The sequence below is a fragment of the Glutamicibacter sp. BW77 genome (genome assembly GCF_002332285.1).
Taxonomy (GTDB): domain Bacteria; phylum Actinomycetota; class Actinomycetes; order Actinomycetales; family Micrococcaceae; genus Glutamicibacter; species Glutamicibacter bergerei.
Genome location: NZ_NRGT01000048.1, coordinates 1 through 16,335, shown reverse-complemented (window position 1 = coordinate 16,335; position 16,335 = coordinate 1). Strand labels below are relative to the sequence as shown.

8 protein-coding genes are annotated in these 16,335 nt (G+C 54.0%); 5 read left to right on the top strand and 3 right to left on the bottom strand.

The genetic code is table 11. The features are described 5' to 3' along the window. Positions 1-481 precede the first annotated feature (481 nt). Together CIK74_RS06365 and ftsY are read right to left on the bottom strand one after the other, a co-directional pair. Entirely contained in the window at positions 482-2,620 is a 2,139-nt protein-coding gene (locus CIK74_RS06365) for an acyltransferase family protein (protein ID WP_170947769.1), read from the bottom strand. 492 nt (positions 2,621-3,112) lie between these two features. After that, on the bottom strand, positions 3,113-4,303 hold the full coding sequence (ftsY, locus tag CIK74_RS06360) for a signal recognition particle-docking protein FtsY (protein ID WP_096254946.1): 1,191 nt from the start codon (positions 4,301-4,303) through the stop codon (positions 3,113-3,115). A gap of 184 nt (positions 4,304-4,487) precedes the next feature. Between ftsY and CIK74_RS06355 the strand changes: the two genes are divergently transcribed. The 3 genes from CIK74_RS06355 (at position 4,488) to CIK74_RS06345 (ending at position 9,237) form a co-directional block, all read left to right on the top strand. Then, positions 4,488-5,741 (top strand): MFS transporter, encoded by a 1,254-nt coding sequence (locus CIK74_RS06355; protein ID WP_096254945.1) that lies wholly within the window; start codon positions 4,488-4,490, stop codon positions 5,739-5,741. 106 nt (positions 5,742-5,847) lie between these two features. Beyond that, on the top strand, positions 5,848-8,010 hold the full coding sequence (locus tag CIK74_RS06350; protein ID WP_096254944.1) for a cell wall-binding repeat-containing protein: 2,163 nt from the start codon (positions 5,848-5,850) through the stop codon (positions 8,008-8,010). Positions 8,011-8,319: 309 nt separating this feature from the next. After that, positions 8,320-9,237 (top strand): GT-D fold domain-containing glycosyltransferase, encoded by a 918-nt coding sequence (locus CIK74_RS06345; RefSeq protein WP_096254943.1) that lies wholly within the window; start codon positions 8,320-8,322, stop codon positions 9,235-9,237. Positions 9,238-9,285: 48 nt separating this feature from the next. Here CIK74_RS06345 and smc read toward each other — a convergent pair whose 3' ends face one another. Continuing rightward, on the bottom strand, positions 9,286-12,852 hold the full coding sequence (gene smc / locus CIK74_RS06340; RefSeq protein ID WP_096254942.1) for a chromosome segregation protein SMC: 3,567 nt from the start codon (positions 12,850-12,852) through the stop codon (positions 9,286-9,288). Positions 12,853-13,003: 151 nt separating this feature from the next. Between smc and CIK74_RS06335 the strand changes: the two genes are divergently transcribed. Beyond that, on the top strand, positions 13,004-13,828 hold the full coding sequence (locus CIK74_RS06335; protein WP_096254941.1) for a serine hydrolase domain-containing protein: 825 nt from the start codon (positions 13,004-13,006) through the stop codon (positions 13,826-13,828). 139 nt (positions 13,829-13,967) lie between these two features. Continuing rightward, positions 13,968-15,788: a hypothetical protein gene (locus tag CIK74_RS06330; RefSeq protein ID WP_096254940.1), complete on the top strand. Its 1,821-nt coding sequence runs from the start codon at positions 13,968-13,970 to the stop codon at positions 15,786-15,788. The last annotated feature ends 547 nt before the right edge of the window (positions 15,789-16,335 follow it).

The following is a 16,335-nucleotide window of genomic DNA, read 5'->3' as shown; positions in this document are numbered from 1 at the left end:
TCTGCGCCGTATGACTGCTGGATGTCGGTCGGCCTGCTGATGTCCTCTGAACCGTTTGAGTCTCCTCGGGTGCCAGGCTGCTTCGTTTCTTGGTTGTCGGCATTGTCAAAATTGCCGAATTGCTTATTGGCATCTTGCTCAGACATGATGTCCTCCCTTGCTCGGTGGTTTCTACATGGTCAACGCTAGGTACCGGCCGTGAATGGCACAAGGTGTCAGACCGTACTCCAAGGTAAGGAAGAGAAAACATCTAGCAACTGATTTTCAATTCATAATCCCCCTTGATCCACGATGTGGGCTCGCACAAGACATTCGAAAAAACATCGGTGCCCCGCGTGCCGCGAAGAATCAGACCTCGGTCAGAATTCGTCCGAAAACCGATGCATAGGTGTGGTTGATTCGGGTGTTGACTCATCTAAAATGCCCGGGAAAGGAACCGAGATGCGGATCCTTGGCCAGCTGCACAACACCCGTTTTGGAACTAGGATGAGGCGAATAGCTTGTCATTATCCAGCACGGCTTTGAGCCGACTGTCCAGCGGCTTCGCCAGATCCTCGGCCATGGTGTTTGAAAGGTGCGAGTGGTCCCAATAGGCAACCACCCCGCCGATAACCCCGTAACAGGTGTTGTCACGGCAGAACTTATCGTTCAGGCTCACCGAGACGATTCTCGGGTCATCTAGTGCTTTCACCGCTTCGAATTGCGGGTCCATGGGGATCCATTCGTCTGCAGGGCCGCTGCATTCGGACAACTCTTGTTCGTTCTCGGCAACGCAGTCCGGGAGATTACCCACGGTGCTTCCCGGGAATGGGGTGTCTTTGATGACCGCTACCTGCGCGCCGGTATCTTTCCAGTCGCTCAGGGTCTTCTCGAACGCTTGCTGCGCCGGAGCTTCAGATGCGGCAAAGTCCTTACCCTCAATTGCTAAGGACTGGCGGCTGGAAGAGATGACTAAATCATAACCATTCTTGTCGATCTGCTTCGTAGTCCAATCCGAGTATTCCGCGCAGGCATCAATCGAGGCTCTTTCGTCATATGCTTGGCGTTCACCCATCACCGCGCAACGACTAATCAAATAGGTGTCGAGTTTCCAACCGCGTTCCTCGGCGATAGCCTTAACCGCGGGCACCCACTGACCGGCGTGGGAGTTACCCACTACCGCAACTTTGACCTTTCCTTCGTCATTGCCATAGCTGCATACCGGGCGCTGGGCATAGTTATCGCTCTGGGCGGCAAAACAATCATCCGCGTAAACAACTGGCTTGTCTTCTTTGGCCACGATAGGAGCTGGGGCTAATTGTTTGTAGCTCTCCGGGATGCCCTTTTTATCCACACAATGATCCGAAAGCCCGTTGGAACCGAAGCAGTCCGTTCCAACTTGCGCATTAACGCGTTTGACCGAAGCGGTTATATCTTTGGATTCCTCCATGATGTTCCCACTCATGGTGTAGAAAGCACCGGCAGCCAGTGCCAGGGCGGCGGAGCCTGCAAGCAAGAACCGCGGGGCGGTTAAGAGCTTTGAGACCTCGATGAATTTACGGAAGCGGACCTCAACCAATTTTTGGGTGAGCACCGACAGCAGCACGGTCAGCGCCAAGGCACCGAGTTGGGCAGCTAGGCCAAAGTCGGCCACTGTGTAGGGAGCCAGAATGAGAATCGGCCAGTGCCATAGGTAGATGGCGTAAGAATTGTCGCCTAGGAAGCGCATCACACGGTTTTCGAGCAGGAATCCCGGTGAGTACCTATGCGTGGAGTGCGAGAGCAGTATCAACGCGGTACCCAAGACCGGAACCAAAGCGATGTAGCCTGGGAAGGGCATTTCACCAGCAAACACCAACGCACTGAAAATCAGCACGGCCAAGCCGATCCATGATCCTGCCAGACTCGTGAGATCTTTCTTCGCCGCGTAGGCACGTTGCCCCAAGGCCGCGACGAGGGCTCCGGCGGCGAACTCCCAGGCACGGGTGAAGGTGGAGAAGTAGGCCGCTCCAGCATCGGTGGACGTGGCATAGATGGAGAATCCCAGAGACAGCGCGAATATTGCGCCCATCCCGATCAGGGCTGCGGTGCGTCGCTTCCAACCAAAACGTATGGCGGCAAAAAGTAAGGCGCCAATGAGAATCGGCCAGATGAGGTAAAACTGCTCTTCCACCGAGAGCGACCAAAAATGTTGGAAAGGACTTGGCGCATCCGCCTCGGCCAGATAGTCAACCTTGGAAGTTGAGAGATACCAGTTCTGGAAGTAGAAGGTGGCGGCAATGGCTTGGAATCCCCAGTCTTGCCACAAGGTGATCGGTGCCAGTAGCCAGACTCCGATGAGACCAGCCAGAATGACCAAGAATGACGCTGGAAGTAATCGTTTAACCCGTCGCATCCAAAACTTCGCCACGTCACGAATGTTCTGCGGCGGACGCTTGAGCAAGTGGGTGGTGATCAGGAATCCCGAAATCACGAAAAAGACGTCAACACCGATAAAACCGCCGGGCAAGACCTTGGGCCAGAAGTGGTAAATCACCACCACGCCTACGGCAATGGCACGTAATCCCTGAATGTCGCCGCGAAAAATTGCTGGCTTTGATTGACGTGCGGTGGTGCCAGGCTCAGTCTTCTTCAGGCTCACGTGAGGCGGGATCCTTTGTCCGGGGAAAGATACACGAGGCAAGGGCATTATTGCCGGTGCGGCTAGTTGCCACTTGCCAACATAGATAAAGCCTCGCGGTGAACGAGGCTCTACATCATGTCTAGTGATTCAATCTGAACAATAACTGAAAATTTCCCCCACAGTTACACCATAGGGTACACGCCATGAAACCATTTTCTATACGTAAATACCTGATAATCCCCGGACTTCCGGGTAATTTCGTCTACGTAGTTCTGTTGGGCTGTGATTGAATTCTCAGATTTTAGAATTCATGCACACCGAATACGGTTGACTGAAACGCTCAGTTCCTTCTCAACCGCTCAGAGGATCAGCATGATCCACCGAGCATCTCCGGCTCCAAGGTCAAGTGACCGGAGTTTTAGGCTGGATGCGGTTATAAAGAAAAAGCATCCGTGCCGAGCATCGGTGAAGATGCAGGGCACGGATGCCTTTTGGGAACCGCCGAAAATTTTAGCCTTCGAGCAATGCGTCGACGAATGCTTCAGGATCAAAGGGAGCCAGATCGTCTGGGCCTTCGCCCAGACCAACAAGTTTCACCGGAACACCCAGCTGGCGCTGGATGGCCACGACAATACCGCCCTTGGCGGTGCCATCAAGTTTGGTCAGCACGATACCCGACACATTAACTACCTCGGAGAACACCTTCGCCTGAGCCAGACCGTTCTGTCCGGTAGTGGCATCCAAGACCAGCAGGACTTCGTCAATGGCTGCCTTTTTCTCAACAACACGCTTGATCTTGCCCAGCTCATCCATCAGGCCGACCTTGTTCTGCAGGCGACCGGCAGTGTCGATCATGACAATGTCGACTTCCTGGTCAATGCCCGCAGATACGGCTTCAAAAGCCACCGAGGCTGGATCTGCGCCATCAATGAACGAGCGCACGGTTGGAACACCGACACGGTCTCCCCAGGTTGCCAGCTGCTCTGCGGCCGCCGCACGGAAGGTGTCCGCGGCACCGAGGAGCACGTCTTTGTCCTCGGCAACGAGCACACGGGCCAGCTTGCCGATAGTGGTCGTCTTGCCGACGCCGTTGACGCCAACCACCATGATGATGCTTGGGCGTCCCGGATGCGGTTCGGGCAGGTAGCTGCGGTCCAGAGTGGGGTCCACCAGCTTCAGCAGCTCTTCGCGGAGCATTGCCTTGACCTGAACGGGGTCCTTGCTGCCTTCAATTTTCACTCGTTCACGCAGTGCGTCAACTAGTTCAAGGGCAGGCTCGGTACCAAGATCCGCCAACAGCAGCGTCTCTTCAATTTCTTCCCAGACGTCCTCGTCAATTGAGTCCTGGCTGAGCAGGGCCAGCAGGCCCTTGGAGAACATGTTGTTCGACTTGGTCAGGCGAGCGCGCAGACGGGCAAGGCGTCCCTGCACTGGCTCTGGAACATCCAGTGCCGGTGCGGCGGGCGCCACTGGCTCTACCGGAGGTTCTTCGGTCAGTACTGAGCCGTCTGGGGACTGCCCAGCGGCCGGAGTCTCGTCCGGTTCGGTCCCTGCGGCGCTAGATGGCGAATCATCTGCGTCGCGCTCGGAAGTGTACGGAGTCTTGGGCTTGCGCCCCTTGGTCACGAACGCGATGACGGCAATGGCCACCACGGCGATGACCGCGACAATGATAATGGTAAGTAATAGCGAATCGGTCACGAGTGAAATTCTCTCACAGTATGCTCTGGCCCATACTGCCGAGCACCCTTCGAGTCCTCGGTCACCAGTTGAAGACGAGCAGGTCTAGAGAGCATAGACTTGCGTTGGCGTTCTTGCCAGTAGTTTTGCAGTTCTAGAGAAAGGTCCTTCCTTACCATGATTCCAAGGTAGGGAACCGGTCATCATGCAGCGTCAACGTTCGTCTAAGCCACGCCCTCCCATCCCCCGCGAAATATCAATTCTTCTCGTAGCGGCCTTCATCATTGCCCTCGGTTTTGGGCTGATCGCCCCGATCCTTCCGCAGTACGCGGTGAGCTTTGATGTGGGCGCCGCGGCGGCCAGCGTGATTGTCTCTATCTTTGCCTTCACTCGGCTCATCTTCGCCCCGGTGGCAGGAATCTTGGTGGGCAAGCTTGGCGAACCGCGCATTTACGTCACCGGCGTGCTTTTGGTGGCGGTCTCCACGCTGTTATGCGCGGTAGTCCAGGACTACACGCAGCTGCTGATTGCCCGGGGCCTGGGCGGCTTCGGTTCCACCATGTTCACCATCTCGGCCATGGCACTCATTGCCCGGCTTGCACCCAATGAATCACGCGGCCGGATTTCCGGCATGTATGCCGGCTCATTCCTCTTGGGCAACGTCATCGGCCCGGTCCTCGGCAGCCTTCTGGCTCCCTTTGGCATGCGCATCCCCTTCGTTATCTACGGTACCGCGTTGGTCATCGCTGCCGCGGTGGTCTACTTCGCTTTGGGACGCCGGCGCGACTTGGATAAGGATCCGGCTAAGTCCGGCGCAATGTCAGCGGTAGAGGTGGTCACCACTCGTGAGGCGCTGAGCTCGCCGGCGTACCGGGCGGCTTTGGCTTCCGGATTCAGCTATGGCTGGCTGGCCTTCGGTATCCGTACCAGCATGATCCCGCTGTTTGCCCTAGCGGTCTTCGGTGAAGACCTCGGCCCGAAAGTTGCCGGTATCTCCTTGGCAATCTTCGCCGTGGGCAATGGCATCGCCTTGACTTTCTCTGGAAAACTCACCGATGCCATTGGACGCAAGATCCCGATTTTGGTAGGCATGGTGGTCCTTCTGGGTTCCATCGTTGCCATGGGCTACTTCACCTCGCTAACAGGATTCATCATCTTCTCAATACTGGCCGGCTTTGGTGGCGGCATCTTAGGTCCGGCCCAGCAGGCCGCGGTGGCGGATGTCATCGGGTCGGGACGCAATGGCGGCAAGGCACTGGCCGGATTCCAGATGTTTACGGACCTTGGAGCAATTATCGGGCCACTGATTGCCGGAGCCATGGCAGATGCCATCAGCTACCAGGTGGCGCTGAGCGCTTCGGGTGCGGTGTGCTTGATTGGTGTGGTCGCGTGGCTGCTGGTACCAAAAACGATCCGTCCCGTCGCAGTAGAGTCTGAGCCGACAGTCCAAGGCAAATAACCGTTGGATCTCGTCGTCTTTCGACCACCAACGAGACTTTCTTGAGTACTCTTTATATACTGTGAAGAATCACCGATCACACTCGCAATTCTTTACAGGAGATTTTATGCCTGAAAACCGCTTTGCAGGCAGACGCCTGCTCGCGTTATCGCTCGGGGCCGCTCTGGTCTTGCCACTGGCAGCAACGGCACCCGCGATGGCATCACCCACCAAGGAATCAGCTCCTAGCGTTTCTACCTCTGCAGCAGCGAGTCCATTTCCAGCGGAGTCCAGCAGCCCAGCAGCGCAGACTTCTGAACCAGCGAGCACGCCAAGTGTTGCTGGTTCCGCGGCAAAGGCCATTGAAGAAGGACTAGCTCAAAAATCCGATCTCTCGGCCAAGGAAAGAATTTCCTTGGCCTCTTTGGCGCTAGATGCTCTGGACAAAGATTTTGTCGACGCCACCATGGGCCAAGGGCAAAAGCGTATCGATGAGTCTGGAGATCCAACGGCTCCGACACTTGCTGAACTCGCTACTCTCGCACAAGAAGTAGCCTCTGACACCAAGCAGGATCTCGATCTCGCCGTACCAGGCTCACTTGAAGAACTGCGCACTTGGCGTCCACCAGGAACGTTGGGCATTGACGTTTCCCATCACCAAGGGACTGTCAATTGGAAACAGGCTTATAACAACGGGGCTCGTTTCGGCTACATCAAAGCCACTCAGTCCTGGCCTACGTCAGTGTTCAAAGATCCACAGTTCAACACGAACTACGCAGCCTCAGGTTCAGCAGGCGTGATCCGCGGTGCCTACCACTTTGCAATGCCCGCGCACTCCAGTGGAGCTGCCCAAGCCAAGGAATTCCTTGCTAACGGTGGAGGGTGGACCGCCGATGGCAAGACCATGCCGCCATTACTTGATATCGAGTGGAATCCATATAAAAAGACGGCCTACCCTCAGGGTAAAGGCGATATCTGCTACGGCCTGAGCCCTGCACAGATGGTGACCTGGATCAAGGACTTCGGCAACACCATCAAGGCCAGCACCGGACGGTTGCCCATGATCTATACCGCACAGTCCTGGTGGGATCAGTGCACCGGTGATTCCGAAGCTTTCAAGTACTGGCCGCTACACGTCTCGGTATTCCCTACTTCCGATACCTCGACCAAGAATCCACGCGAACTTCCCGAAGGCTGGAAGACCTTCAACGTATGGCAGTATTCTTCAAACTCAAACCTCATTGGCAATTCAAAGAATGTTGATGCCAATGTTTGGAACGGCAATCTGACGTCGCTGAAGGATTTCGCGAAGAATACGCGTAGCACCCCGTACAAGATGGTGACCTCTTACTTGGGTGATATGGATGTCTGGCCCACCCGGTTAGATCCCGTACGGCTTTACGGACAGCGTTGGTTTGATACTCCCGTAGCAATTTCCAAGCGTACTTTCCCCACGACCGCATCTACCGTGGTGGTTACCTCGGGTGAACGTTTCCCTGATGCTCTTGCTGGCTCGCCAATGGCCTCACGTAACAATGGGCCACTCCTGCTGACAAAGAAAGACTCATTGCCTTCCTCGGTGGCTACAGAATTGAAGCGTCTGAAACCGAAGAAAATCATTGTCCTTGGCGGTCCAAGCGCTATCAGTGAATCAACCGTCAAGAAAATCAAGTCTTACGGCCCAGTATCCCGAGTTTGGGGTGCCAGCCTCTACGACACCAGCGCAAAGATCTCCAGGACCTGGAGAAGCTCTAACGAAGTGTTCCTGGCGACCGGTCAGCGGTTTGAAGATGCGATGTCTCTGGCAGCCGTGGCCTCGGGGCGCGAAGCACCGATGCTGCTAACCAGAAAAGCAGAAGTTCCTGCGGCAACGATTCGAGAACTCAAGCGCCTGAAGCCAACGCGTGTTTACATGGCAGGTGGACCACTGGCAATTTCGGCGAAGGCCGAACGCCAGGTCCGCGCGGCAGTTCCGAACGCCAAGGTGATTCGCTACGAGGGCGCCACTCGATATGACACCAGCGCACTGATTGCAAAGACTTTCTGGCCTAAGGGTTCTCAGCGCCAGTTTATTGCTACAGCAGACGACTTCCGCGATGGGCTCACCGGTGCGGTGATTGCCTCGTACAATGACGCACCAATGTTGCTGACTAAGAAGACATGCATGCCTTCATCAGTAGCCAGTGCCATGCGCTCCATGAAGGGCTGGACGAATGTCCTGCTTGGCGGACCTGTGGTCTTGGACGAGACTGTCGCGTACAAGAAAAATGGCCAGCAGAATATCTGCTAATCGGCCATAGCAAGATCATTCAGAAAGGCCCGAGGGTTGCTCCCCCTCGGGCCTTTCTCATGTTCAAGGCACGCTAAGAACCTCGACCGCATGGGTGCAACTGCAAAATCTGCAGTTAACCGATAATCCTCGGAATATCACGGATCAATTCTTTGAGCTGACCCGTACTCGCTACTTTCTTGGGTTCATTGGATGTTCCAAGTGTTGAGTGAGGCCAATTGTGTACTGAATCGCGGCAAACCCTGCAATACTTGAGTTGACCACTGCCACCACGATCGGTTGCAAGATTTCTAATTCCGGAGGATCTACATGTTAGAAAAGCTCAAAAAGGCTGCCGACCGTGTTTTCAATGTTAAAATAGTCAATGGAAAACCCATCCCTGTATCCATTGAAAACTCGTCGACCGATACCAAGGAGATGGAGAAAATTCTTCGACAGATCCACGGCGAACTAAAATCACAAAAACGGGAATTGGAAACCATTCGGCTATCTGCCACCTCAGATATCATGCAGGCCGTCTCCGCCTTCCATTCCCGCCAAGTCATGTCGCTAAGAGAATCACTCAATGTCCTGGCGACCACGGATAAGTCTCTGGCACGATTCGGTGATGGAGAATTCCGGCTCATGCAGTTGAGCGATTTTAATCTCCGCTTTCAGCCCAATTCGCCGGATCTGCAATCCGCATTGCGCGAGGTTTTCACGAGTGACAATGAAAACTTGCTCATCGGATTCCCGCAGCTGTTCCGAGATGCGCATTGGTCCGGTGTCTACCAGGAACTGTGGCCAAATCTGAAAGAGCTAGTCATCTCTTCGCAGTCCTTCGCCAATGCACATATGACCCGGCCACAAGCGTTCTCCGTTCTCGGCGACGAAGCGGTGCGGCTGTGGCGCAAGGTGTGGGAAGGCAAAAAAGTTGTCTTCGTGACCGGCGCCGATTCCCGCTTTGAGCTGATCCCTGAACTCTTCGACAACCTCGCTGGCCATGAGATGGTTCTTTCCAAATCCGTAGATGCCTACTCGGATCTGACTCGTCTAACCGACACGCTTGGCGATACAAACGCGGACATGGTTCTTATCGCACTAGGACCGAGCGGAACAATCCTGGCTTCGAAGCTCGCTGATCTTGGTGTGCGTGCACTCGATATAGGGCACTTGCCAAATAGCTACCAGAATGTGTTCAAGGGTGCTCAGCGTCCTGAGTCGATTCCGGTGACTCGGAAGTCCTAACCCCTGCTGTGCCAGGTCGGGCCGGCTTAACGCGGCCCGGCCTGAATTCTATTCTGCTCTGCTGAGTTTCTGGCTAATTACCGTGGAGACTCCATCGCCGCGCATGGTCACGCCGTACAGCGCGTCAGCGACTTCCATGGTCTTCTTCTGATGGGTGATCACAATCAGCTGGGATGCTTCGCGCAGCTCTTCGAAGATCGTGATCAGGCGGCCTAAGTTCACATCATCCAGTGCTGCTTCCACCTCGTCCATCACGTAGAACGGCGAAGGACGCGCCTTGAAGATGGCAACTAGCAGTGCCACGGCTGTCAAAGAGCGTTCACCACCGGAGAGCAACGACAATCGCTTGATCCGTTTGCCTGCGGGACGCGCTTCGACCTCGATGCCGGTGGTCAGCATGTTCTCCGGGTCGGTGAGGACAAGCTGTCCCTCTCCCCCGGGGAACAGACGCTCAAAAATTCTTTTAAACTGCATGGCGGTGTCGTTGTACGCCTCGGTGAAGACCCGCTCCACGTGGGCATCCACATCCTTGATGATCTGCTGCAGATCATTGCGCGACTTTTTCAGGTCTTCCAGCTGACCGCTGAGGAACTTGTGGCGTTCTTCTAAAGCGGCAAATTCTTCCAGCGCCAACGGGTTGACCTTGCCAAGAGCCGCTAAGTCCCGCTCAGCTTTCTTCAGGCGCTTTTCCTGCTCGACTCGGTCAAATGGTTTGGTTCCGATGATGTTGCCCTCGTCATCAACATTCTGATGAAGTTCTGCCCATCGATCTTCAGGATCAACGTCTTCGGGAATCAGCTGGTCCGGACCAAAGTGTGCAATCAGGTGATCCGCAGTGAATCCGAGATCTTCCAAGGACTTCGTTTCCAAAGATTCGATGCGAAGCCGCAATTCGGCACGCGCCATCTCGTCCCGGTGTACCGCGTCGGATAACCGCGCGAGTTCTGCGGTGAGTTGTTCTGCCTGGGTACGCTGGCTAGAGAGCAGCTGGTCCAGCTCACGCTGCTTGCCGGTAAGCGTTTCACGTTCTTGCGCGGCAATGTCCACGGAAATTTCAATGAATTTTAAGACCCGCTCGGCTGCCTGCTCCACGCGTTGTGCGTTCGCTGCTTGGGTGCGGCGATCTTCAGCTCTGCGCGCTGCCACCTCACGGTGGCTGCGTTCGGCGGCCGCAGTTCTGCGTAGTCCCTCCACACGGGAACGAAGCGCACTAACCCGTTCCTCGCTGCTACGCAGCGCCAACCGGGCTTCCAGCTCACGCTGGCGGGCTGCTGCGGCCGCGTCTGCCAAGGCCGCACGGCCGGCATCATCTACCGAGTCCTCGTCTTGGTCCTCGGAGGCCATCTCCATGCGTTCGGTAATCTCTTCAAAAGATTCTTGTTCAATCTCAAGTTTTTCGCCAGTCAAGTGAATTCGCTGGGCCAACGCTTCTTTATCTGCGCGGGCTGTATGCAGCTTCTGACCGAGCTTTGCCAGGTAGGTTGAGATCTCATCAATGCTGGCGTCAGACTCCGCTAGTGCACCCTGAGCATCGTCATAGGCTTGCTGCGCTTCCGAAAGCACTGGGGCGCGCTTAGCTAACTGGCTTTCGCATTCGCTCAGTTCGTTGCTTGCTGCAGATAGTTCTAACGACGTTTGTTCCACCAGCGCCTGCTGGGCAATGAGCGAAGCTCCGGCCGTATCGCCTACAGAGCTGCGTAGCGCGGATACTGTAGCTCCATCCAGGGTAGTGATCTGCGCCTTGGGATCTGCGTGCAGCAGTTCTGTAGCTTCGTCGAGGTGCTGCACCACATAGTGATGTGCGAAGAGCACATCAAGCAGATCATTGAGCAGTGGATCTGCGGTGACGACCTCTCGCGCCGAAATACCGGCGACCTTGGCTGCGCTAACTTCCGAGCCCATAACGGATGCATGAACAAAGCTTGCATGGGTGGCGCGATCTGTTGCCAATGATTTGAGAAGCATCAGGGCAGACTCTTGGTCGCGTGCGACCAGCGCTTCGGCGGATTCGCGCAGAATTGCGGAGATTGCTTGTTCATATCCTGGCGAAACGGAAATGAGTTCACCAAGGCGTCCCAAAATTGCTTCGGGAGCCTGCTCAATGATCTGCGCGGATTGATCATCTTGTTTGGTGTTCAGTCGCAGGGCATCGAGGCGTGCTTTTAGCCCGGAGATTTGGACCGACAGTTCCCGTTCACGTCCCGAAGTCTCCGACTGGGCTTGGGATAGCCGAAGAAGTTCCTTTTCCGCCCGTTCAAATTCCTCATTCAGTGTGGATTCCATGGCCAGATGCTGGTCAAGTTCTGTCGAAAGCTCGGTATGTGACCTTGCGTCAGCTTCTAAGTCCGCGTCAAAGGAGCGCAACCCGTCTTGCAGACGGGCGATCTCTGCGCGTGTCACATCAACTCGGCTTCGTGCCGATGCTACCTGGGAGGCAAGACGCGACATGCCCTCGCGTCGGTCAGCGGCAGCGCGTAGCAGGGCTGCCATGCGTTGTTGTTCGGCACGTGCCTGCTCCTCTGCCTGTTCCTTGGCTTCGATGGCTTCAGCGAGAATTTCGTGGCGGTCCTCAACTGACTCTTCAAGCTCTTCGAGTTCTTCGGCTAGGCGTTCGGCCTGTGCCTCAAGACGGTCCGGATCACGGCTGGAGTCAAAATGGGTTTGGTTTCCTTCCAGAAGCTTTCCGCGTTCACGTGCGAGTGCAGCCAAGGAGCGGAAACGCTCCCCCTGAGTGGTCAGCGACACCCAGGTTTCGTTGATCAGGCTCAGCCGCGGGGTAAGCAGCTCAACTTCTGCGCTTAACTGGTTCACGTGCTTTTTCACGTGCTCAAGGCGCTGCTCAGTCTCCTGCTGGCGAGCCTGGATTTTTGTCTCGTCATCAATATCTTGGGCAAGCTTATTGTTCAGGGAAACAAGATCATCAGCCAAAAGCCTAGCTTTTGCGTCACGTACGTCCAGTTGAACACTTTGAGCACGGCGGGCAATCTTTGCCTGGCGCCCTAGCGGTGCCAGTTGCCTGCGAACCTCGGAACTGAGGTCTTCAAGCCGATCTAGATTTCCTTGCATACCTTGAAGCTTGCGTAGGGTCTTTTCCTTACGCCGGCGGTGCTTAAGAACGCCGGCCGCTTCTTCGATAAACCCACGGCGGTCTTCCGCGGTGGCGTGCAAGATTTTATCCAGCTGGCCCTGACCGACAATGACATGCATTTCGCGGCCCAGCCCGGAATCCGAGAGTAGTTCTTGGATATCAAGCAGTCTGCACGAAGAGCCATTGATGGCGTATTCGGAACCACCTGCACGGAATAATGTTCTGGAGATGGTGACTTCGGCGTAGTCAATAGGAAGCCGCCCATCAGCATTGTCGATGGTTAGCGATACATGGGCGCGGCCTAGTGGTGCCCGGCCGGAGGTACCAGCAAAAATGACGTCTTCCATCTTGCCGCCGCGCAGGGTCTTGGCCCCCTGCTCCCCCATAACCCAGGCAAGCGCATCCACGACGTTGGACTTTCCTGAACCGTTCGGGCCTACGACAGCAGTCACGCCAGGCTCGAATTCAAAGGTGGTCGCCGAAGCAAAAGACTTGAATCCGCGAACGGTGAGAGTCTTCAGATGCACGGCGTAAAGTTCCTATGTTTGGTCTAGTGTCGATATGGTTGGTCTAGGGAAAGCTACCCAATTCCTGCTCGTAATTCTAGCGAAGCAATGCGATGATTGGGTGATTCCCGCTCGCAATCACGAGAACGAATAATGAGGGATTGGTCTAACTATGAGCGTATTAGCCCAGATTGAGCAGTGGCCTGTAGATAACGCGGTATCTGTAGTCGTCAACGGGGACGGCGCGATAGTGGCCGAGCACGGTGATACCAAGCGTGTTTACCAGCTAGCCTCTGTTACCAAGCTGTTGAGCACTTATGCATTCCTCATTGCCCTTGAAGAAGAAGCAATCACATTGGAAGATCCGGCGGGCCCCGATGGCTCAACGGTTCACCATCTACTTGCACATGCAGCCGGATATGACTTTGACTCGAACACTATCCGTTACGCGGTAGGAACTAAGCGGGGATATTCAAACACCGGTTTTGAAGTTCTGGCCGAGCATCTTGAAAAAGAAACTGGGATGAGCTTCTCGGGGTATGCGCAGGAAGCCGTCTTTGCGCCCCTTGGTATGAGCAATACCGAGATTGCCGGCAGCTGCGCGAAGGATGGTCGTTCGAACGCGGCGGATCTTGCGTTATTTGCGGCCGAGCTGCTCAATCCCACGCTAGTAGCGGCAGAAACCATGCAAGATGCCACGAAAGTTCATTTCGAAAATCTCGCGGGGATCCTCCCTGGCTACGGTCGTCAAAACCCCAACGATTGGGGTCTAGGATTTGAGATCCGCTCAACCAAGAATCCGCACTGGACCGGTCAGAGCCACCCAGCAAGGACCTTTGGACACTTTGGCCAGTCAGGTACATTCCTCTGGGTTGACCCGGAACACCGTCTAGCCTGTGTGACTCTGACAGACAAACCATTCGGCTCGTGGGCGGTCGAATTATGGACGCCATTCAACGAAAAAGTTCTCGAGAGTGAAACATCTATTCAACCATAAATATCATTTTTTCATTACTCCTGCGTTTTAAATAGCAAAATAAATTCCGACACTAGGTTGCCGCGAAAAACTGGCAATTGTATTTCAATGAATACAATTGCTCACACCGCCGTGATAACAATAATTCGAAAGATTCCCAATGAAAACACAAAATCATCCAGCGCCGAAAATTGCGTACACCAATGATCTACTCGTTTCCCCGGACAATAACGCAATGTCTCCTGGCGACGATTTTACGAGGATTGGAAACCGGCTATTCTGGCTAGACGGTAGTGTCATATTAAATGGAAAAGCAGTCACGAACATAACTGACCTCACCCATTCGCTACCTGCGGCTTTTGCCTTTTGGTCACCTCAAAGAATTGCGGACTGGTGGTCAAAGTCAGCTAAAAATGTTGGCGCTCTCTACGCACGAGACAACACCGAAAATTGGTCAGCCTGCTATCCTGACCCCTTGGGTGGAGCCATAGCCTTCTATATTAGGCACGCTGGACACACTGTTATATCCACCGACATTAATCAGATCACGAAATTCTATAAGGATAATAACAAACCGCTCGAGAAGAACACACTTTTTCAGGTTGAACGAATCGTTTTTGGTAATGGTGGATTAAATAAATCGTCATTCAAAAACGTAAATTCCATAGAACCATTCCAGTATATTCTTGTTAGCTCAGGAAATGTACAAGTTAACAACTACTCAATCTTCGACGACCTTAAGTCATTGTCCTATGACGCACTGTTCCAACAATTGCGTGAGGATGTTCTATCTTCCGTAAATGCGATTCTGGATCATTCTTCTCAACAGAAAATCGCCCATGTAACAGGAGGGTTTGATTCCCGTCTAGTCCTCTCCGCGATGCAATCTTTAGGAAGAACTTCCGAAGCCTTATTTTTCTGTTCTGGACCAGAGGGAACAACAGATCGGCAGGTAGCCGATAGTCTCACTGCTGAATACAACTTACGTCGAGTTGCTGGAGCTGGCCTCACCCCATCCCCTACCAGCCTTATCGCCGAAAAGTTATTGGGCCCCCTGTTTTCGAGTGGTGGACTAACCAGCTCCGGCCCAGTTGGGAGAGAAAAGAAAGTGCCCGTAAGTGCAGTGGGTGGTGGCTACGGAGAAGTTCTGAGAACGTTCTATGGTAAGCGTCCTGTAGCCAACGAGCTTGGCGCGTTAGATAGGAATGTGGTCCGGTCGTCCTACCTAAACGTCACACCACAGGCCCCGTCCAATATTTCGAAGGCTGCACTTGGTGGACTTGAAGATCTCCTATGGTCCGAGTTCCAAAACCTCAATGATCAGTACGGCTTCGTTGACTTTGTTGGAGACGCGCACTATACCCACTCACGAAATCGTTATCATATTGGACAAAACTCTCTATTATGGAGTCGAGTTGGCTCACGTTTCGATCCACTCTATTCTGTCGCCGGGTTCGCTTTATCAGCAAGCGTTCCACAAAGGGTACGATCTGCGAATACTATCGGCTTCGATCTGATGAACTCATTTGACCGATCATTGTTAGAACATAAATTTGACCACGATCGATTCAACGAACACTTACTTGAAATGCGCAGACGCCCCCAGCAACGCGAACTTACCCGCCCTAACAGGGCTCTGGAATTCGAAACCGCTTTAGTTCCTAACCACACTGACACGAGTGAATTCCTCGGGGTGCTCAGCAAATTAGAAGCGGATACCCCCCAGTTCACGTCGAAGGAACGTCAAGCATTAGTTGAAGAGTCTAACAAGTTGGGCGTTAACTTCTGGCAGCTTCTCAATAAGAAAGCGGGCCAAGATCTCCTTCGTGCGTCACATGAGAATAACTCGGACCCAAGCATATTTGACTTCTTCGATGAGAGGTACATTGAAAATCTATATTCCAAGAAGAGCTTGATTAGACAAGAATTGCGAGATCTGTATAACATCGGCGGTATTATCACCTGGCTTAGTTTCGGATGAAATCTCTGCCACTTATCTCTGCGACGTCTTCTCATTGCTCGTCCACTCATCTTTACTATTCCGCTATCAGCCGTTCAACGTTGCGCCGCGTAATCGGTTCAAAGGAACCGGCAGGAGTTTCGGGAGTTCTCCACAACGCACGCATGAGGCGCATTTATAACCACAATGCTTTAAGAACCACACAATCGGAGTGCAAATGACTCAGCGGGAGACTGTGGCGTCGTGTTAAGTGTGTGAAGAGCTCACCCCGTGCCCAGCGTGTAATCTCGTCACACCGTAGACACTGAATCAATTGACTTCGTGGACAGTGAATCTCATAGCTTTGTCGCAGAAACCAACGGTCTGGTTACCACTCGATGAAGACTTCCATCGAGGTCTCTAGAAATGATTTGTGCAGGTACCTCCATTCTTCTAGAACGCCTCGGCTTGCTAGTGCATTGACTACAAACCGGAATCCAGGGGCACTGGCATTAGATGGCTACACTCTCAATTCTGAAAAGACCGTTTACCGGCTCTTCGAGTTTAAGCGGCTCTTCAGGATTCAGGG

Coding starts and splice junctions, on each gene's coding strand:
- CIK74_RS06355 (WP_096254945.1), top strand. CDS start 4,488: ATGCAGCGTCAACGTTCGTCTAAGCCACGCCCTCCCATCCCCCGCGAA.
- CIK74_RS06350 (WP_096254944.1), top strand. CDS start 5,848: ATGCCTGAAAACCGCTTTGCAGGCAGACGCCTGCTCGCGTTATCGCTC.
- CIK74_RS06345 (WP_096254943.1), top strand. CDS start 8,320: ATGTTAGAAAAGCTCAAAAAGGCTGCCGACCGTGTTTTCAATGTTAAA.
- CIK74_RS06335 (WP_096254941.1), top strand. CDS start 13,004: ATGAGCGTATTAGCCCAGATTGAGCAGTGGCCTGTAGATAACGCGGTA.
- CIK74_RS06330 (WP_096254940.1), top strand. CDS start 13,968: ATGAAAACACAAAATCATCCAGCGCCGAAAATTGCGTACACCAATGAT.